Source organism: Pseudomonas sp. NFPP04, assembly GCF_900113815.1.
GTDB classification, from domain to species: Bacteria; Pseudomonadota; Gammaproteobacteria; order Pseudomonadales; family Pseudomonadaceae; genus Aquipseudomonas; species Aquipseudomonas extremorientalis.
This window is the reverse complement of sequence record NZ_FOQS01000004.1, coordinates 269499-287618: the sequence shown is the minus strand read 5'-3', so window position 1 is coordinate 287618 and position 18120 is coordinate 269499. Positions and strand designations below refer to the sequence as shown.

At 62.7% G+C, this 18120-nt stretch carries 15 protein-coding genes; 2 read left to right on the top strand and 13 right to left on the bottom strand.

All coding sequences use genetic code 11. The features are described 5' to 3' along the window. Positions 1–30 precede the first annotated feature (30 nt). The 3 genes from BM017_RS29515 to BM017_RS11065 form a co-directional block, all read right to left on the bottom strand. Positions 31–1527: a methyl-accepting chemotaxis protein gene (locus tag BM017_RS29515; protein ID WP_092243934.1), complete on the bottom strand. Its 1497-nt coding sequence runs from the start codon at positions 1525–1527 to the stop codon at positions 31–33. Between the two features lie 167 nt (positions 1528–1694). Beyond that, entirely contained in the window at positions 1695–3857 is a 2163-nt protein-coding gene (locus tag BM017_RS11070) for a TonB-dependent siderophore receptor (protein ID WP_092243930.1), read from the bottom strand. A gap of 174 nt (positions 3858–4031) precedes the next feature. Further along, complete coding sequence (locus BM017_RS11065; RefSeq protein WP_092243927.1) at positions 4032–4523, bottom strand: Lrp/AsnC family transcriptional regulator; 492 nt, start codon at positions 4521–4523, stop codon at positions 4032–4034. 121 nt (positions 4524–4644) lie between these two features. On the opposite strand from BM017_RS11065, the gene BM017_RS11060 reads away from it, so the two are divergent. Both BM017_RS11060 and BM017_RS11055 read left to right on the top strand, forming a co-directional pair. After that, the gene (locus tag BM017_RS11060) at positions 4645–5679 is read left to right on the top strand and encodes a histone deacetylase family protein (protein ID WP_071488153.1); all 1035 of its coding nucleotides are present in this window, start codon (positions 4645–4647) and stop codon (positions 5677–5679) included. Between the two features lie 58 nt (positions 5680–5737). Next, complete coding sequence (locus BM017_RS11055; protein WP_092243924.1) at positions 5738–7135, top strand: amino acid permease; 1398 nt, start codon at positions 5738–5740, stop codon at positions 7133–7135. Between the two features lie 194 nt (positions 7136–7329). On the opposite strand, the gene BM017_RS11050 is transcribed toward BM017_RS11055, so the two are convergent. From BM017_RS11050 to BM017_RS11005, 10 genes are all read right to left on the bottom strand, one after another. Continuing rightward, on the bottom strand, positions 7330–7809 hold the full coding sequence (locus BM017_RS11050) for a cytochrome P460 family protein (protein ID WP_071488155.1): 480 nt from the start codon (positions 7807–7809) through the stop codon (positions 7330–7332). Then, positions 7809–8837, bottom strand: a complete 1029-nt coding sequence (locus tag BM017_RS11045) for an alpha/beta fold hydrolase (protein WP_092243920.1) — start codon at positions 8835–8837, stop codon at positions 7809–7811. The genes BM017_RS11050 and BM017_RS11045 overlap by 1 nt, the downstream gene beginning before the upstream one ends. A 131-nt stretch (positions 8838–8968) precedes the next feature. Further along, positions 8969–11380 carry an autotransporter family protein gene (locus BM017_RS11040; RefSeq protein ID WP_092243917.1) on the bottom strand — a complete coding sequence of 804 codons (2412 nt, stop codon included), beginning with the start codon at positions 11378–11380 and terminating at the stop codon, positions 8969–8971. Positions 11381–11628: 248 nt separating this feature from the next. After that, the gene (locus BM017_RS11035; RefSeq protein WP_092243914.1) at positions 11629–12390 is read right to left on the bottom strand and encodes a PIG-L deacetylase family protein; all 762 of its coding nucleotides are present in this window, start codon (positions 12388–12390) and stop codon (positions 11629–11631) included. Positions 12391–12568: 178 nt separating this feature from the next. Continuing rightward, entirely contained in the window at positions 12569–13228 is a 660-nt protein-coding gene (locus BM017_RS11030; protein WP_071488159.1) for a glycosyltransferase family 2 protein, read from the bottom strand. After that, the gene (locus BM017_RS11025) at positions 13225–13824 is read right to left on the bottom strand and encodes an SAM-dependent methyltransferase (protein ID WP_092243911.1); all 600 of its coding nucleotides are present in this window, start codon (positions 13822–13824) and stop codon (positions 13225–13227) included. Before BM017_RS11025 ends, BM017_RS11030 begins: the two co-directional genes overlap by 4 nt. Continuing rightward, positions 13821–14579: a PIG-L deacetylase family protein gene (locus BM017_RS11020; protein ID WP_092243908.1), complete on the bottom strand. Its 759-nt coding sequence runs from the start codon at positions 14577–14579 to the stop codon at positions 13821–13823. Before BM017_RS11020 ends, BM017_RS11025 begins: the two co-directional genes overlap by 4 nt. Beyond that, a complete protein-coding gene (locus BM017_RS11015) occupies positions 14576–15574 on the bottom strand; it encodes an acyl-CoA dehydrogenase family protein (protein ID WP_092243905.1) in 999 nt (332 codons plus the stop codon). Before BM017_RS11015 ends, BM017_RS11020 begins: the two co-directional genes overlap by 4 nt. Before the next feature lies 1 nt (position 15575). Continuing rightward, entirely contained in the window at positions 15576–17735 is a 2160-nt protein-coding gene (gene glgX, locus BM017_RS11010) for a glycogen debranching protein GlgX (protein ID WP_071488163.1), read from the bottom strand. A gap of 120 nt (positions 17736–17855) precedes the next feature. Then, the gene (locus BM017_RS11005) at positions 17856–18104 is read right to left on the bottom strand and encodes a DUF2934 domain-containing protein (RefSeq protein ID WP_092243903.1); all 249 of its coding nucleotides are present in this window, start codon (positions 18102–18104) and stop codon (positions 17856–17858) included. Positions 18105–18120: the final 16 nt, after the last annotated feature.

Here is an 18120-nt window from a genome sequence, read left to right as displayed (position 1 = left end):
ACCTTGCGGGCGTTGCCGACAAACCAGACATCATTGATGAAACCTGCGCCCCAGCGCATCCAGGCGCACCGCGATCGGCGGCAACCGCTCGCTGCTGCGTGCCAGGGTTTCCACATCGTCCGCGGTGCTTTGCGCAATGCTCTGCACCGACTGCAGACGCCCGACAATCTCCAGGTTCGCCGTGGTCTGCTCGCGGGTTGTGGTCACGATACGGCCATTGAGGTCATCGATGTGGGCGATGTCGTCGCCCACTGCGCGCAGCATGTCAACGGCCACCTGGCTGTCCTCCACGCAGCGCTCTACGCCCTCGCGGCTATCTTGCATGGCTTGCACCGCCTGCCGGCTGCCGTGTTGCAGGCCTTCGATGATGGTTTTGATTTCCTGGGTGGATACCGCCGTGCGTTGCGCCAGGTTGCGCACTTCGTCGGCAACCACGGCGAAGCCACGGCCTTGCTCGCCGGCGCGGGCGGCTTCGATGGCGGCGTTGAGGGCCAGCAGGTTGGTCTGGTTGGCAATGCTGCTGATCACTTCAAGCACGGTGCCGATCTGTTCGGTTTGCAGGGCCAGGCCCTGCACCGTGTCGTGGGTGCCGTTGAGGCGTGAGGCCAGTTGGGTGATTTCCTGCTGGGCGCGGCCGACGCTTTCCTGGCCGCGCAGGATCTGTTGGCTGGCCTTGCCGGCATGATCCACCGCTTGCTCGACGTGCACGGCAATGTGGCCCATGGCGTCTTCCATGCGCTGCATCGAGCCGCTCATCTCGGTGATTTGCGCCAGTTGGTGCCGTGCGCCTTTTTCCAGGGTGCCGCTGGCGCTGGCCAGTTCCTGGCCGAGTTGGCCAAGGCCGTGGGAGTCACGGGCGACGCCGTCGATCAGGCCGGTCAACTGATGCAGAAAATGGTCGAAACGCTTGGCGAGGGAGACGTGGGTCTTGCCCTGGTCGCCTTGGGCGGTTTCAACGGTGAGCTGGGAAGTGACCGCCAGCATCTTCTCGAGCATTTCCTGGCTCTCGACCGCTTCGGCCTGGCTGTGCACGGCCAGGTAGAGCAGGGCGACGGTTTCCATCACCACGTAGAACGCATGCACGAACACCATGGTCCAGCCGCCGTGGTGTTCCATCACGAACACTGGAAAGCCTTGATGTTGCAGCGCATGGAAAACCACGTGGTGCACGGCGATGGTGGCCGCCGCCACCAGGATCGGCAGCCAGTCACGGTAAAACGTCAGCACCGCGAGCAACGCGAAGATGCCGAAGTGCGCTTCGATCAAGCCCTGGGCCTGGTTGATATGCAATGCCGCCATGACCATCAAGCCCGCGCCGAGCGCGCAGCGCATGACACGGGTACCACCGATGGCGCGGTAAAGCGCGGTCAGCACCACGCTGGTACTACCGCCGACTATCACGGCCTGCACCAAGGTGTCGTGCCAGAACGCCAGGCCCAGGGAAAACAGGAACATCAGCCAGACCAGCGCCAGCATGATGCGGTCGGCTTTACGGTAGTGCTCGGAAAAACGCGTGCGGGTGGGCATTCACACTTACTCCATGTGGTCTGGCCGGAACAAAGCGAAGGGCAGGGTGGAGCGAATCAGGTGTTTTTGATTGTTATTGGATTCAGTGATGCCAAACGTGTATCGGCATCGGGAGGTGGGACTTTAGGGGCGGCTACCCGGGCGGATAGCCGTGGTTCGGACGCCGGTCAGAAGCTGTACTTTGCCGTCAGCATCATATTGCGTGGGTTGCCGTAGGAGTCACCGCCATAGCTCACGGAGTTGGAGATGGACTGGTAGTAACGGCGGTCGAAGATGTTGTTGGCGTTGAGTTGCAGGTCAAGGTGCTGGTTGACCTGGTAGCCGGCCATCAGGTCGGTGACTGCATAGGCGCCCTGCTGCAGGCGGTAGGTGCTGCCATCCGCGACTTTGAAGTCGTTGTACATGCGGCTCTGCCAGGAGACGTTGCCGCCCACGCGGAGTTTTTCCAACGGGCCCTGGAAGCGGTAGTTGGTGGTCAGCTTGAACAGGTGCTCCGGGGTGTCGGTGTCGAACTGCTTGTTGACCTTCTGCGGGTTGGCGGCGTCCTTGATGGTGTGCGTGCGCGCGTAGGTGTAGCCACCGCCGACCTGCCAGTTCTCGGTCAGGGCGCCTTGCAGTTCGAAGTCGATGCCCTGGCTGCGAATCTCGCCGGAGGCCACAGAGCAGGAGGCCTGCGGGCAGTTTGCGACTGTCACGCCGACGGCACGGTTTTCCTGGTCGACGCGGAACAGCGCCACGCTCGCGTTGAGCGCACCCCCCAGGTATTCACCCTTGATACCCACCTCGTAGTTCTTGCCGACGATGGGCTTGAGCGGGCTGCCGGAGGTGTCTTTTTCGCTCTGGGGCGTGAAGATGTCGCTGTAGCTGACATACACCGAGTGGTGGTCGTCCAGGTCGTAGATCAGGCCGGCGTAGCGGGTGAGGTTGCGGGTGACCTTGTAGTCGCCGGTGTTGCTGCCATGGGCGTCGTAGTCGTACCAGTCCAGGCGCCCGCCGAGGATCAGCTTCAACGGGTCGGCCAGGTTCAGGCGGGTGGTGACGTAGACACCATCCTGGGTGGTCACGTCACGGTCATTGGTGGTATGGACGAAGTCCGGTTTGCCCGCTGTGAGCGGCCAGTTGGTGTTGTAGGGGCTGTAGTTGTGGGTGGTCATGTCGTAGATGCGCCGGCTGGCGCCTACCACCAGTTCATGGGTACGCCCGAACGCCTGGAAGGGGCCGCTGGCGAAGACGTCGGCACCTGCCTGGTTTTCATCGTAGGCCGCCTGGTAGACCGTGCGCGCCAGTGTGTTGGCGACCCAGCGCGACTGGTAGGAACCGGAGAACAACGCGTTCTGTTCGGCATAGTTGGCGTTGACTTGCAGTTTCCAGTCGTTGGCCAGTTGCTGGCGCAGTTCGGCGAATACGGTGTTGATCTCCTGGTCCTTGTTTTCCCAGTCAGTGCCGGGGTTGTAGGAGCGCGGCAGGTTAAGGTGATGGCCATCCAGGCCGACCATCGACGAGCCCCAGAAGTAATTGGTCTTGTCCTTCTGGTTGGAGAAACCCAGGGTCAGGGTGGTGTCTTCGCTCAGGTCGGCTTCGGTGACGGCATAGAACAGGCCGTGATACTCCTCGGCGTTGTCGATGAAGCTGTTGGCGTCGCGGTACGAGGTAACCACGCGACCGCGCCAGGTGCCGCTGTCGTTGAGCGGGCTGGAGGCGTCGAGTTCGCCGCGATAGTCGTCCCAACTGCCGGCGGCGCCGGTCAGGGTGACTTTCTGCTCGTCCAGTGGGCGCTTGCGGACCAGGTTGATGGCGGCGGAAGGGTTGCCCGCGCCGGTGACCAGGCCGGTGGCGCCGCGCACGATTTCGACGCGATCGAACATCGCCAGGTTCGGTTGTGCGCCGACACTGGCGCCGTTGTAGCCGCTGGGGATGCCGTCATACATCAGGTTGTCGATGTCAAAGCCGCGTGACGTGTAGGACTGCCGGCCAGGACCACTGGAAAAATTCAGGAACAACCCCGGGGTGGCCTTGACCACATCGTTGATGCTGGTCATCGCCTGGTCATCCATCCGCTGGCGGGTAATGACGGTGACGGCCTGTGGGGTTTCGCGCATGGTCAACGGCAGCTTGGTTGCCGTTTTCATCGCGCCGGTGGTGTAGGACTGGGTGCCTTCAGTGGTTTCGCCCAGTTGCTCTTCGCCGGAGATTTGCGTGGCGCCCAACTCAAGGGTGGCGGCCGGTGCCTGGGTATCGGCGGCAAAGACCGCGGAAGAACTGGCCAGACAGACCGCCAATGCCATCAGGCTGGGTGAAAAAACGTTACCGCCGTGTTGTTGCACTGACATGGAACTGACTCTCCCCGAACGCCGTCCCTGGCGAATAATAAATCTGTTGATAATTATTCGCATTAGTCTGGCAGATTGTTCCTGTAGGAAAAAGCCTTCAGGGAGAATTAGTTAACGAATTTTTCACATCGCAGTGACGGCGATTTGCCATATCGCGCCCCTGGAAAGCGCCGGTTATTCGCGCTGTGGGATGGCCACCCGACTCGTCGCCTTGACCTCCCTCAGCGCCAGGCTCGATTGAATCGACGCAATCCCTAACTGGCGCCGCAACACGCTCTCGACGAACTCGCTGTAGCTGTCCAGGTCTTCGGCCAGCACCTGCAACAGGTAATCGGCATCCCCGGTGATCTTGTGGCACGACAACACCTGCGGCAGTTCCTTCACCACGGTCTCGAACGCGTCCGGCGCATGGTCGGTATGGATCGCAAAACGCACATGCACGAACGCCAGGATGTCCAGCCCGAGCATCTTGCGGTCGAGGTTGGCCTGGTAGCCCTTGATCACGCCTTCTTCTTCCAGGCGTTTGCGTCGGCGCCAGCAGGGCGTGAGGCTCAGGGACAGGCGCTCACTCAACTGCGCGTTGGAAATACTGGCGTCTTGCTGCAGCAGGGCGAGGATGGCGAGATCGGTGTCGTCAAGAACGACCTGTCTGGTTTTATTTTTCATAATCATGCGCCGTTGAGGTAAATATTCTCGATAAACCTAACAGTGCCGTAAGTAAAAGCAAAGAAAGCCCACTGCCGCCAGAACAAAATAGACCCTGTCTTTTACTGGCGGATGCCCTCACATGTTGACTGTTTTCAGCGAAGCCCACCGTTTGCACCATGGCACCGAACTCAAGGACGGCGTGCTCAAGCCCTCGTTCGAACAACCCAGTCGCGCCGACACCGTGCGTGACCGGGTCCGTCAGGTTGGCCTGGGCGATATCATCACGCCGCGCCGTTTTGACCGGGCCTGCTACGTCGCCGCCCACAGCGAACGCTACGTGGCGTTCCTCGAAACCGCCTGGGCCGAATGGACTGCCATCGGCCGCAGCCATGACGCCTTGCCCCTGGTGTGGCCGGTACGCGACCTGGCCAACCAGCAGGTGCCGGCGTTCATCGACGGCAAGCTCGGTTTTTACGCGATGGACGCCGGTTCGCCGATTACCCGCACCACCTGGCAGGCGGTGAAGACCAGCGCCGACATCGCACTGACCGGCCTGGCGTTGCTCGACGAAGGCCATCGCAGCGCCTTTGCCCTGTGCCGCCCACCGGGCCATCACGCAGCCCGTGAATACATGGGTGGTTACTGCTACCTCAACAACGCCGCAATTGCCGCGCAGCACGCCATCACCCAGGGCGCTCGGCGCGTGGCGGTGCTGGATGTGGATTTCCACCATGGCAATGGCACCCAGAATATTTTCTACGACCGTCCGGACGTGATGTTCATATCCCTGCATGGCGATCCGGCGGTGTCCTACCCGTACTTTTCCGGTGCCGGCAGCGAGCGCGGCGTCGGCGCTGGGGAGGGCTTCAACCTGAACTACCCATTGCCGAAAAACACCACCTGGACCCATTACCGCACCGCCCTGATCGACGCCTGCCAGCAACTGCGCCGCTTCGCCCCTGAAGTGTTGGTGATTTCCCTGGGCGTCGACACCTTCAAGGACGACCCTATCAGCCACTTCCTGCTCGACAGCGAAGACTTCCTCCGCATGGGGGAGATCATCGCCAGCGTCGGCGTGCCCACGCTGTTCGTGATGGAAGGCGGCTACATGGTCGATGAGATCGGCATCAATGCGGTCAACGTGCTGCACGGTTTCGAACACCACAGCCAATAACAACGACCCCTCGACTTTTCTTCTGCCAAAACTCAAAAACATAACAAGAGGTTTTGTGATGAAAGCAACCACGCCCGGGCTGTGTGAACAGCCTGCGTTGCAACGCACCCTGAGCAACCGCCATATCCAGTTGATGGCCATGGGCGGCGCGATCGGCACCGGCCTGTTCATGGGCTCCGGCAAGATCATCGCGCTGTCCGGCACCTCGATCCTCCTGATCTACATGATCATCGGGCTGTTCGTGTACTTCGTGATGCGCGCCATGGGCGAGCTGCTGCTGTCCAACCTCGACTTCAAGAGTTTCGCCGACTTTGCCGGTGCTTACCTGGGGCCGCGCGCGGCGTTCTTTCTCGGGTGGTCGTACTGGTTGAGCTGGAGCGTGGCGGTGGTGGGGGACGCGGTTGTGGTCGGCGGTTTCTTCCAGTACTGGTTCCCCGATGTACCGGCCTGGATGCCGGCGGTGGGCATGTTGCTGACCCTGTTCGCACTGAATGTGCTGACGGTCAGGCTGTTCGGCGAAGTGGAGTTCTGGTTCGCGATCATCAAGATCGTCGCCGTGGTGACCTTGATCGGGGTGAGTGGAGTGCTGATCGCCAGTTCGTTCGTCTCGCCCACCGGTGTCACCGCTTCGTTGAGCCACCTGCTGGATAAACAGGCGGCATTTCCCAACGGCCTGTTCGGCTTTTTTGCCGGCTTCCAGATGGCGATCTTTTCCTTTGCCGGCACCGAGTTGATCGGCACCGCCGCCGCCGAAACCCGTGCGCCGGAAAAGACCTTGCCCAAGGCGATCAACTCGATCCCGCTGCGCATCATCCTGTTCTACGTGCTGGCCCTGGCATGCATCATTGCGGTGACCTCCTGGCAGCAGGTGTCGCCGAGCAAGAGCCCGTTTGTCGAGTTGTTCCTCGTCGCAGGGTTTCCCGCCGCAGCGGGCATCGTGAACTTTGTGGTGCTGACCTCGGCAGCGTCGTCGGCCAACAGCGGGGTGTTTTCCGCCAGCCGCATGTTGTTCGGCCTGGCCGACCTGGGTGATGCGCCGGGTATCTTCCGGCGCTTGTCCAACAGCAGCGTGCCGTTTATCAGCCTGGCGTTTACCAGTTTGCTGATGTTGCTGGGGCTGGTGTTGCTGTTTGTGGTGCCGGAGGTGATGACCGCCTTCACCATCGTGTCGACGGTGTCGGCGATCCTGGTGATTTTTACCTGGTCGACCATCCTCGCGTCCTACATCGCCTACCGCAAAAAACGCCCGGACCTGCACGCCCAATCCACCTACAAGATGCCAGGCGGTGTGCCGATGGCCTGGTTTGCCCTGGCGTTTCTCGCGTTTGTACTGGGCCTGCTGGCGTTGCGGCCGGATACACGCCTGGCGCTGTGCGTGATGCCGGCCTGGTTCATCTGGCTGGGAATCGCCTATCAGTTTTCGCGCTTTCAGGGTCTGCGCTTTCAAGGTCGTTGAAAAAACCGGCCATATCTGGCTGATTTGTGGCGAGCGGGCTTGCCCCGCGTTGGGTTGCGAAGCGACCCTTTAAGGAGGAATGCGGTGAGTCAGGCACTCCTCGGCGGCTGGCTTTGGGGCCGCTTCGCAGCCCAGCGCGGGGCAAGCCCGCTCGCCACAGGGCACTTATCGCCAGACCTTTAACGGGCTGGCTTTCAGGGGGCCAGCCTGGTGAAGACGTAATCGCGGTCTTTCACCAACGCCTGGTGGCAGGCAAAACACGTCTGGTGCTGCGCTTCATCGGCGGGTTTGCCATTGATGAAGCGTCCAAACCCCCAGCCACCGGTGGATGCGTATTTTTTCGAGTCCTTGACCATGAACTGCACCGTGGTCGCCGCGCCAGGGATGGACGCGGTCTTGAAGTCCGGTGACGGCTCGTGTTTCCACGCCAACTTGGCCAGGACGGTGCCATCCGGGAAAGGCAACTTGCCCTCCCGGTAAGCCTTGAGCGCAGCGCTGTTGCCCAGCACCACGCGCAGTTCGTTCAACGGGTCGGCTTCCTGGGCCGGCGCCACCAGTTCCCATTGGCGGTAGCCGTCGGGGATGGTCACGCCGTAGATCGGCGAGGCTGCGCTGTCGGCGAAGGCGCCGGTCGAACTCGCGAGGGCCAATGCGGCCATGCACAGACGCTTCATCACAGGTGATCCGCATCGATGACCGCCTTGGCAAATGCCTCGGGCGCTTCCTGCGGCAGGTTGTGGCCAATGCCACCCTTGATCAGGCGGAACTCGTACTTGCCGGTAAAGCGCTTGGCGTAGTCCTCGGGCTGCGGGTGCGGGGCGCCGTTGGCGTCGCCTTCGAGGGTGATGGTCGGCACGCCAATGGACGGCGCCTGGGCGAGTTTCTGCTCCAGTGGGTCGTACTTCGTCTCGCCCTGGACCAGGCCCAGGCGCCAGCGGTAGTTGAACACGGTGATCGCTACGTGATCCGGGTTTTCCAGGCCTTTGGCGCTGCGGTCGAACGTGGCGTCATCGAACTTCCACTGCGGCGACGCCAGTTGCCAGATCAGCCTGGCGAAGTCGTGGGTGTTTTTCTGGTAGCCGGCGGCACCGCGCTCGGTGGCGAAGTAGAACTGGTACCACCATTGCAACTCGGCTTTGGGGGGCAGTGGGTTCTTGCCGGCGGCCTGGTTGCCGATCAGGTAACCGCTGACCGACACCAGCGCCTTGACCCGCTCCGGCCACAGTGCCGAGACGATGTCCGCCGAGCGCGCGCCCCAGTCGTAGCCGCCGAGTACCGCTTGCTTGATCTTCAGGGCGTCCATGAAGTCGATCACATCACTGGCCAGCGCCGCCGGTTGGCCGTTGCGCAGGGTGTCATTCGAGAGGAAACGTGTGTCGCCATAACCCCGTGCGTAAGGGATCAACACGCGATAGCCCTTGGCCGCCAGTAACGGCGCGACCTGGGCATAGCTGTCGATGTCGTAGGGCCAGCCATGCAGCAGGATCACCGCCGGGCCGGTGGCGGAGCCGACTTCGGCATAGGCCACATCGAGCAGGCCGGCCTTGACGTGCTTGAGGGCACCGAAGGCGGTTTGCGCGCTGGCGACAACTTTGGTCGGTGCCTCGGGCATTTCGGCGTGGGCCATGCCCAGGATGCCGAATTGCGCCAGGGCAATGGCCAGGAAAAGTGGTGTGGAGCGGCGGTTCAACTGAGCGTGCATGGCGAGCCTCCTGCGGCTGGATGTGTGCCGGTGCTCAGTTGAACGCCCGGCTGTATCTGGCCTGTTTCAGGAAACCCGCCGAGTTAAAGGCTGTGTATCGCAGCGGGCTGCGTACACACTGCGATACAAACCTAGAACGCCACCCTGACACCCACAGTGCCTTCGTGGCCGTTGTAAGTGTTGCTGTCCAGATTGCGGTTGGAGCCGATTTCGCCATACAGAGCCACATCGCGAGTAACCTGCAAGATGGCACCCAGGCTGACTTCCAGGGTGGTGGATTTCTGTTCGGTATCGATCCGGGTGGTGCGGTTGTAAATCACACTGTTGTCCCCGGCGCTGGCGTGCCAGACGTTCGCGCGCGCATAGGGCTGCCACGGCATGCCACGGACGTTGTAATCACCGCGTAGCCTTACACCCAGGCGGGAGGTGACGCTGGTATCGGCGTCGTACTTGACGTCGGAGATACCGTCGTTCTGGCTGTCGAGCTTTGTCTTGCCGACGATCACTTGAGCCTGTGGTTCCACTGTCCAGCGCGGGGTGACCTGGAACGGCCAGCCGACTTCGGCGGACGCGCTCATGTTGCGCCCTCGGGTTTTCATCTTCACGCCACGGTCCGATTCGTTGTTGCCATTGAAACGACTGCCCATCAGCACCAGGTCCAGATACGCCCGATTGGCACCGATCAGCGCCCAATACCCCCCCACGCTGTCAGCGTGCAAGGTGGTCTTGCCGGCGTCCAGATCTTGCCAGCCACCGTTGAAGCCCTTGACGTTGCCTTTGAGCGTACTGTGGCCCACAAACAGCCCAATACGATGGGTACGCCCGCTGTCGTCGGTAGCGGTGTAGACATCGCTGCCTACCTGGAAGCCCTTGACCGTGCTGTCCAGCGTCGGGCTCACCGTGCCAGCAAACCCTTGACGGCTGCTGCTGCCGTAGACTCGGCCCCAGCCGGCCAAGCCGTTGCCGCTCTGTTGTTGGCTCTGGTCCCCCATGCGTTCGTGATAGGTCCCCAGCATGGCGAGCACGATCTGCTTGGCAGCTGGAAACAGTGCGGCGTAGATCGGCACTTCCTTGCGGTAGATAGGCTCTGGCTCGGTCCCTGGGTTAGGGGGCAAGGGACGCTCGCCCGGGCTCGGTAAAGGTACGATGATCTCAGGGCCTGGTGGCTGCACCGGGACAGTGGAGCGCAGGTAATAATTCTCTGCCGTGCCTGCGGTTACACCGCCCTTGAACAGGCGGTAGTCGAACGCACCCGCGGAGACCGGGCTGGCGAGGGTGAAGGCGTTGGCACTGCCGGAGGCACCATTAAGGGCCTGCACCACCTGGATACCATCCTGCAGCGTCGCCGCACCCGCACCCCCCAGGTTGGTCACGCTGATCGCTGTGCTACCCCCAATGACACCTGTGTCAATCACCAGCCTGTCGCTGGGCGAACCGTCGCCCCCCAAAGCACTTTGCAGTGCAAGGCGCCCACCATTGCCGGTGTAATTGCCCCTGATGGTCAATGAGTCGCTGGTGCTGGAACTGCCCGTGGTCATGTCGATCACGCCGCTGTTTTTTACGGTAACCAACCGGCCGGCGGTAAAGGCTTCGATCACGCCCGTACCGGCCTGCAGTTTGCTCGTGCCATCCAGTCCCAGTGTGCCGGTACCGGAACCGCTATCACCCAGCTTGAGCGTCGTACCGCTCAGGGTCAGCTCGGAGCCGTTGTCCAGCTGGATGGCTTCCCAGTTGGGCAGCAGGCCAGGGTCCCCGGCCTTGGTGTTGTCCAGGGTAAGTTTGTCGTTGCCCAAACCGCCGTCCACCAGTTGCGCTGCCGCCAATTGAGCGCTTGTCAGATTCTGCAGCAGTGCCGTGTCGTCCCCCGCCCCCATCAGCACAAACGAATGCAGGTTGCCGCCGGTCCAGATGAAGTCGTCATTGCCGAAACTGAGGAGGATCTGCCCGTTCACCTCACCGCCCGAGACGGTCACGTGGTCGTCACCGCCGCTGACACTGATGTTGCCGCCCACAAATGCGGTGCCCGAGATCAGGATGGTGTCGTTGCCGAAGCCGGTGACCAGGTTGCCGATGATGCGGCCACCCGACATATCAAAGATGTTGTTGTCGAGTTTCATGTCGACGCGGCCGATGGTGCCGCCGGTCATTTTGGCATCGTCGCCGTCTTCGAAGGCGCCTGTGATGGTGCCACCGCTCATTCTGAAGGTATCCCGGCCGTCGCCTTGATACAACGCTTTTACAGTGCCGCCGCTCTGGGCATAGCTGTCGGGACTGCCCCCCGTGCTGACGGTACCGACCTGACCGCCGCTGATCTCCACCTTATTCTTCCCGTCGCCATACGTCACGTCGCCAGTCACCTGGCCCGTCCCTGAGACATTGAGCGTGTTGTTGCCCCCGGTGTCGGTAAAGCCCGGCGCCGTGCCGCTGTCACAATTGGAGACGTCATCGCCGGCCGTGTTGTTGATGGTGCAGGCGCCATAAGAGGCCAGCGGCCACACCGTTATGACGATCAGGTACAACCAAGAGAGTGTCCGTGCGCGCATGATCCGTCCTCACTCGAGGGGATAGTTGCCCCGGCGCCTGCAAAGGCAGGCGCGGGCCAGACCATGACAACGTGATGCGCGATACGGAGCAGGGACAGCGGGTTACCCGTTCTGAAAACACCGGCCAATGCAAAGGGTTGGCATGGCTTTCTCGACTGCACCTGACGTGGTGCAGCGCTTTTTCCACCCTAGCCAGTGATTCGCCAGGCCGCCACTGTCAGAATTAACAGGTATGAACGAGTTGGGTGTCAGGACAGCACGATTTCATAAGGTTCACGCATTCGTTCCAGCAGCACCTGGGCCAGTATGGGCGGCAAGCCGATCTGCGGGTCACCGGCCAACTGGCTGGCATAGGCATGGGCGGCGTGGAGTTTGCGCGCCACGGCCCAGGTGTCCAGGCGTACTTTGCGCGCGCGTTGCCAGGGAATGAGCGCGCCTTCGCGAGCAGGCCAGTGCCACGCCCAGATCGGCAGTTCGTGCAACTGCGCGCCCACCAGGCTGCACGCCTTGGCACTGGCACGACCGACCGCGTCATGGTCGTCATTGCCGTCGTTGCGCCAGGTGCTGAACACCACGTCGCCGGGCTGCAGGTAACGCGCAATGAATTGGCTCAGTTGCGGCTCGCGGGCGGCGAGGGCGTTGTCGCAGAAACCACCGCGAATCCATTTCAGGCTGTGCAGCGGCATGCCCAGGCGGCGCAGGGCTTCAGCGCTTTCCTGGGGGCGGACCACGCTCAAGCGGCTCGCCGGCCACACGTTGGACCCAGGATGGCTGGCGCTGCCGTCGGTGATGGAGATCAGTTGCAGCGGGTGTTCCAGCGTGCTGAGCAATTGCAGCAAGCCGCCGCAGGCCAGCACTTCATCGCCGGGATGAGGCGCGATGATCACCACGCGTGCGCCAGGCGGCACTAATGAGGAGGGCGTAACGGGGGGGATCAGCGCCAGTTGCGGGGCGCTGTTCCAGACTTGCGCGGGGCCGCGGCGGCCATCGCTTAAGGAAGCAAGCTTCATGGGGTGTCACATCCTTGTCGGTTGATGCGGGGTCGTGCCCCGTTGACGGGACGACTCTCTTGTTTCCACCACAGGCTCCGCCGCAGTGGCTGCATGGCATTCCAACCCTGGAATGCCAGCAAGGCGTTCTCAGCATAGACAAGGATTGCTCGGTTTCACATTCGGTAACGGCGTTTTTTCAGGTGGCGTGCATCAGGCTCTTCAAGTAATCGCCGAATCCCCCTTGTGCACGGGCGTCCAGGCGCGCACTGGTAATCACCTGCGGGCCGTGGCTCCAGGCGATGGAGGCGCCGCATAGTTCCAGGTTGCGCACCAATTGCACATCCTCATGGCACGCCAACGGCTCGAAACCACCGGCGCGCACGTACGCACCGGCGCTCACTCCCAGGTTGGCTCCGTGTATATGCCGATGACCGTCGCGGGCCTCGTAGCCCTGGTGGTAGCGAATCTGCGCGACGGGGTCGAAACCCTCGCTCCACGCATCGACCGTGACGGTGCCGCACACGGCGTCCACCTCCAGCGCCAATTGGGCCACCAACCAGTCGGGGGCTACCCGGCTGTCGGCATCGGTGCAGGAGATCCAGCGTGCGCCCTGATTGAGCAAATGCCGCGCACCCACGCCACGCACATGCCCCACGTTGCGCGCCTGGGCTTCCAGGCACTGCACCGGGTAGGCCTGGGCAATGGCGGCGCTGGCATCGCTGCAGCTGTCGAGCACCACCAGGATAGTCACGGTTTCGCCGAGCAAGCCAGGATGGCGGGCGGCGACCAACGCGGCTTCCAGGCAGTCGCCGAGCAACGCCTCTTCGTTATGCACCGGGATCAGAATGCCGATCATCGCAGGCCCTCAAGGGTGGCGACCGAGGTGCCGTCGCGGCTCCAGAGGTCGAGCAGGAAATCAGGTTCGTGGTGGCTGGCGACGCGAGGCATGTCCAGGCGTTCATGGAGCAGGGCGTGTACCTGTTCCGCGGTTTGCGGGCAACCGTCGATAGGCGCGCGCCAGTGACAGGCCAGCAGCTGGCCGTCGGCGGTCAGCGCGGTGCGGACGCGATCGATCAGTTGGCGCAGGTCATCGGCGTCGAGGTAGTAGCACCACTCGCTCAATACGATCAGCTCGAACTGGCCCGCCGGCCACTGTTTGGGCAAGCGGCACTGCTGCACCTGGGCCTGGGGGAACCCCAGCAAGCGAGTGCGCGCCAGGGCCACGGCGGCTGCGGCGGTGTCGCAGCACAGCAGGCGATCGCAGCGCGGTGCCAGTTCGAAACTCAGCTCACCATTGGCGCAGCCGGGTTCGAACACCGAGGCGTAGCGGGGCCGCGTGAGTATCGCCAGGGTCAGCGCACGTTTGCGCCGCTCATACCAGCGCTGGCGAAAGGCCCAGGGATCATCGTTATTGGCGAACAGCTGGTCGAAGTAAGGCGTGGCCACACTCATACAAATACCACTTCAAAGGGTTGCAACAGACGCTCCACCACGTAGGGCGCCAGCACCGGCGCGAGGCCGATCTGCGGGTCGCCTTCCAGTTGGCTGGCGAAGGCGTGGATGGCATGCCGTTTGCGGGCAACGGCTTCACAGGTCAGCGGAATCTTACGTGCACGGTGCCAGGGCACCCCGCTGTCTTCGGGCGTTGCCCAGTGCCAGGTCCACACCGGCAGCTCATACAGGGTAGCGCCGACCGCCGTGCAGGCCTGGGCGCTGGCACGCCCGACGGCCTCATGGTCGCAATGGCCGTCTTCGCGCCAAGTGGTAAACACTACGTCGGTGGGTTTGAGGTAGCGCTGGATAAACCCTACGAGTTCCTGTTCCCGCGCCGCCACCTGGCTGTCGGTAAAACCGGCGCGCAGCCATTTCAGGCTGTGCAGCGGCAACCCCAGGCGGTGCAGGGCCTGTGCCGATTCCTGCGGGCGCACCACGCTCAAACGCTCCACTGGCCAACGCTGCGAGCCGGGGTGGCTGGCGCTGCCGTCGGTCACCGAAATCAATTGGATCGGCCTACCCAGTGCCGCCAGGCCCTGCATCAGGCCGCCGCAGCCGAGGATTTCATCATCCGGATGTGGTGCGATGATCACCGCACGGTGGCCGCTGGGCACCAACTGCTCGACGCTGATCGACGGCAAGTCGGCCATTTTCGGCGAGGCCTGCCAGTGATGCAGCGGCGTGCCCTGGCCAACGATCGGATTGGGTCTCATAACTGCCACCTCCCTGTGGGTTCACCGGCCACCAGCTCTCCGAGCCCGGCCAAGTCGCGTTCGGCATGACTCTGGCGTACATACACCGGCAGGTCCGCCATCAACTGGGCAAAGTGCGGGTCCTTGCAGTAAGGACCGGCGCCGACGGCGCGCCCGACATGGCGTATGACCTGCTCGACCGTGTCTTCGATACAGGCCCGCGTCTGCTGGGCCAATTGCCGGGCGTCAGCCTTGGGCTCAAGGTCGATCTGTGCCGCGCTGGCACGCAGCACACAGGCGGCGCTGTTCAGTGCGCTGTCGACGGCGCCCAGATGAGCCAGGGCGTGGGGTTCCGGGCGTTTACTGCACTGCGCGCGCAAGACCTCGGCCAGGCGTTGCGCGGCGCCGTACCAGCAGGCGGCGATACCGATACCGCCTTGCCAGAAGCCTGGGCGGGCGAGGTAATCCCCCGGTCCGCCCACCGCCAATCCCCAGGCCCCGTCGAACACGACTTCCACACTGCCGGTGGCCGCCATACCCACCGCGTTCCACCCCTCATCCGTGACCACAATGCCGGGTTGATCCATGTGCACGGCCACCAACTGCTGGCGATCGTCTTCGTCCCAGGCGGTCAACAACCCATGGCTCACCACCGCCGCGCCGGAGCACCAGGCCTTGCGGCCTTGCACCCGCAGGCGATGGCCCTCCTGGCGCACGCGCACCTTCGCCGTTGGCGGCTCGGCGGCCCACATGCCCCACGTGCTGCCCAGGGGCGGCAGTGGGGAGTTGAGCTCGGCAATGATTGCCAGGGCATCGGTGTGGCCTTCGAACAGCTTGCACAGGCGCAGGTCATGACCCGCCACCTGCGCCAGGCGACTGAACCGCGCCAGGGTCTGACCGCCGCCGGGCAGCGGCAGTTGGTCCAGGCCTTCTTCCTGAAGGGCCTTCAGGGCGTCGCCCAGGGCTTGCGTGTCCGCATAGCCCCGGAAGCCTTGAAGGAATCCATGCAGAGCCATCTCACACCTCGTCTTCGCGCTGCAACTCGAACAACAACAGCGAGCGCCCGGTCACGGCGTACTCGTGATCGAACTCAAAGCGTTCCTGACCGCGTACGGCGGGCTCGTTGGTGTCGAGCATGCAGGTCCAGAACTCACCTTCGGGCACCGGCGGCAAGCGGAAGTTGACCATGTCGTGATGGGCATTGACCACCAGCAGCAAGGTAGCGTCGGCGCCGGGACGGCGAATCCCGGTTTCCTGGGCGCGACCATCCATCAACATGCCCAGGCAGCGACCGTTGCTGTCCTGCCACTGTTCGGTGGTCATCTCGTTGCCATCCGGCGCCAGCCAGGTGACGTCCTTCACGCCGATGTCTTCGTTGTAGTCGCCCACCAGGAAGCGACCACGACGCAGGATCGGGTAGGCCAGGCGCAGCTTGATCAGGCGCTTCACAAACTTGAGCAGCGCCTTGCCATCTTCGTCCAGGTCCCAGTTGATCCAACCGATCTCACTGTCCTGGCAGTAAGCGTTGTTGTTGCCGTGCTGGGTGCGCGCAAACTCATCGCCAGCCACCAGCATCGGCGTGCCTTGGGACAGGAGCAATGTGGCGAAGAAGTTGCGCATCTGTCGCAGGCGCAGGGCGTTGATTTGCGGGTCGTCGGTCGGGCCTTCGACGCCGTGGTTCCAGGACAGGTTGTTGTTGCTGCCATCCTGATTGTTTTCGTCGTTGGCTTCGTTGTGCTTGTCGTTGTAGGAGACCAGATCATGCAGCGTGAAACCATCATGCGCGGTGATGAAGTTCACCGAGCTGTAGGGACGGCGCCCACGGTGGTTGAACATTTCGCCGGAGGCGGTCATGCGGGCCGCGAAGTCGGCCAGTTGGCCGTCATCGCCTTTCCAGAATGCACGCACGGTGTCGCGGAAACGGTCGTTCCATTCCACCCAGCCCGGCGGGAAATTGCCCACTTGATAGCCACCGGGGCCGCAGTCCCAGGGCTCGGCGATCATTTTCAACTGGCGCAGCACCGGGTCCTGGCGGCAAGCCACGAGGAAGCTGTGACGCTCGTCGAAACCCTCGCGGTAGCGGCCAAGAATGGTCGCCAGGTCGAAGCGGAAGCCGTCGACGTGCATCTCGGTCGCCCAGTAACGCAACGAGTCGGTGACCATCTGCAATACGCACGGGTGGCTCAGATCCAGGGTGTTACCCGTGCCGGAGTCGTTGATGTAGAAACGCTTGTCGTCCGGCATCAGGCGGTAGTACGAAGCGTTGTCGATGCCGCGCATGGACAGCGTCGGGCCGCGCTCGTTGCCTTCGGCGGTGTGGTTGTAGACCACGTCGAGGATCACTTCGAGCTTCTGTTCATGCAGGTGCGCGACCATCTCCTTGAACTCGGCAATCTTACCGCTGGCCAAGTAGCGCGGGTCGGGGGCAAAAAACGCGATGCTGTTGTACCCCCAGTAGTTGGTCATGCCTTTTTGCAGCAGGTGCTGGTCATTGACGAAGGCATGCACCGGCAGCAGCTCCACCGACGACACGCCCAGTTGGCGGATGTGCTTGAGCACGTCGTCTTCCATCAGCCCGGCGCAGGTGCCGCGTACTTCATCGGCTACGGAAGGGTGACGCATGCTGATACCGCGAAGATGGGTCTCGTAGATGATCGTACGGTCCCACGGCACGCGTACCGGTTGGTCGTTGCCCCAGGTGTGCGCCGGGTCGATCACCTTGCATTTGGGCACGAAGGGTGCGCTGTCGCGCTCGTCGAAGCTGAGGTCGTCGTCCGGGTGGCCGATGGTGTAGCCGAACAGCGCCTCCGACCACTTGAGCTCGCCCACCAACTGCTTGGCGTAGGGGTCGATCAGCAATTTGTTGTGGTTGAAACGGTGGCCGTTGGCCGGGTCGTAAGCACCGTACACGCGGTAGCCGTAGATCAGCCCGGGGTGGGCGTCGGGCAGATAGCCGTGGAAGGTCTCGTCGGTGTACTCGGGGAGTTCGATGCGTTCCAGCTCGACCTCGCCGGAATCATCGAACAGGCACAGTTCGACCTTGGTTGCGTTGGCCGAGAACAGGGCGAAGTTGACGCCCAGGCCATCCCAGGTCGCGCCCAGCGGGAAGGGCAAACCTTCACGGATCCGCGACGGTTCATTGCCCGGCGTCGGTGGGGTTTTATCGGGTTTGCTCATTGAAAACTTGCTCCTGCAAAGATGTTTTTCAGGCCGAACGCGGCCGTGCCGATGAAATTTCAGCTGAGAATCTGGAAGGTGGAATCACCTCTTGCCGACCGTGCCGGCAAGAGGGGGGTATCAAGGCTTGGGTTTCTTCGGCGCGGGAGGTTTTTTAGCCGCCGGTGGCGCCGGCTTGTTGGGCGCAGGCTTGGCTTTGGTGGCTGGCTTGGGCTTGGCGGCCGCCTTGGGTTTGCTCGGCGTCAGCGCTTCGGCTTCGGCCAGTTTGCGCGCCATCTCCCAATGCCGCGCGTCTTGCCCATGGGGCTTGCCTTCGGACTCCCAGATCTGGTGCGCCAACTCTTTTATGCGTTTTTCGTCAGTACTCATCGCAATGCTCCTCAAC

Excerpts from the sequence above, each read along its gene's own strand:
- BM017_RS29515 (WP_092243934.1), bottom strand. The coding sequence starts at position 1,527 with ATGCCCACCCGCACGCGTTTTTCCGAGCACTACCGTAAAGCCGACCGC.
- BM017_RS11070 (WP_092243930.1), bottom strand. The coding sequence starts at position 3,857 with ATGTCAGTGCAACAACACGGCGGTAACGTTTTTTCACCCAGCCTGATG.
- BM017_RS11065 (WP_092243927.1), bottom strand. The coding sequence starts at position 4,523 with ATGAAAAATAAAACCAGACAGGTCGTTCTTGACGACACCGATCTCGCC.
- BM017_RS11060 (WP_071488153.1), top strand. The coding sequence starts at position 4,645 with ATGTTGACTGTTTTCAGCGAAGCCCACCGTTTGCACCATGGCACCGAA.
- BM017_RS11055 (WP_092243924.1), top strand. The coding sequence starts at position 5,738 with ATGAAAGCAACCACGCCCGGGCTGTGTGAACAGCCTGCGTTGCAACGC.
- BM017_RS11050 (WP_071488155.1), bottom strand. The coding sequence starts at position 7,809 with ATGAAGCGTCTGTGCATGGCCGCATTGGCCCTCGCGAGTTCGACCGGC.
- BM017_RS11045 (WP_092243920.1), bottom strand. The coding sequence starts at position 8,837 with ATGCACGCTCAGTTGAACCGCCGCTCCACACCACTTTTCCTGGCCATT.
- BM017_RS11040 (WP_092243917.1), bottom strand. The coding sequence starts at position 11,380 with ATGCGCGCACGGACACTCTCTTGGTTGTACCTGATCGTCATAACGGTG.
- BM017_RS11035 (WP_092243914.1), bottom strand. The coding sequence starts at position 12,390 with ATGAAGCTTGCTTCCTTAAGCGATGGCCGCCGCGGCCCCGCGCAAGTC.
- BM017_RS11030 (WP_071488159.1), bottom strand. The coding sequence starts at position 13,228 with ATGATCGGCATTCTGATCCCGGTGCATAACGAAGAGGCGTTGCTCGGC.
- BM017_RS11025 (WP_092243911.1), bottom strand. The coding sequence starts at position 13,824 with ATGAGTGTGGCCACGCCTTACTTCGACCAGCTGTTCGCCAATAACGAT.
- BM017_RS11020 (WP_092243908.1), bottom strand. The coding sequence starts at position 14,579 with ATGAGACCCAATCCGATCGTTGGCCAGGGCACGCCGCTGCATCACTGG.
- BM017_RS11015 (WP_092243905.1), bottom strand. The coding sequence starts at position 15,574 with ATGGCTCTGCATGGATTCCTTCAAGGCTTCCGGGGCTATGCGGACACG.
- glgX (WP_071488163.1), bottom strand. The coding sequence starts at position 17,735 with ATGAGCAAACCCGATAAAACCCCACCGACGCCGGGCAATGAACCGTCG.
- BM017_RS11005 (WP_092243903.1), bottom strand. The coding sequence starts at position 18,104 with ATGAGTACTGACGAAAAACGCATAAAAGAGTTGGCGCACCAGATCTGG.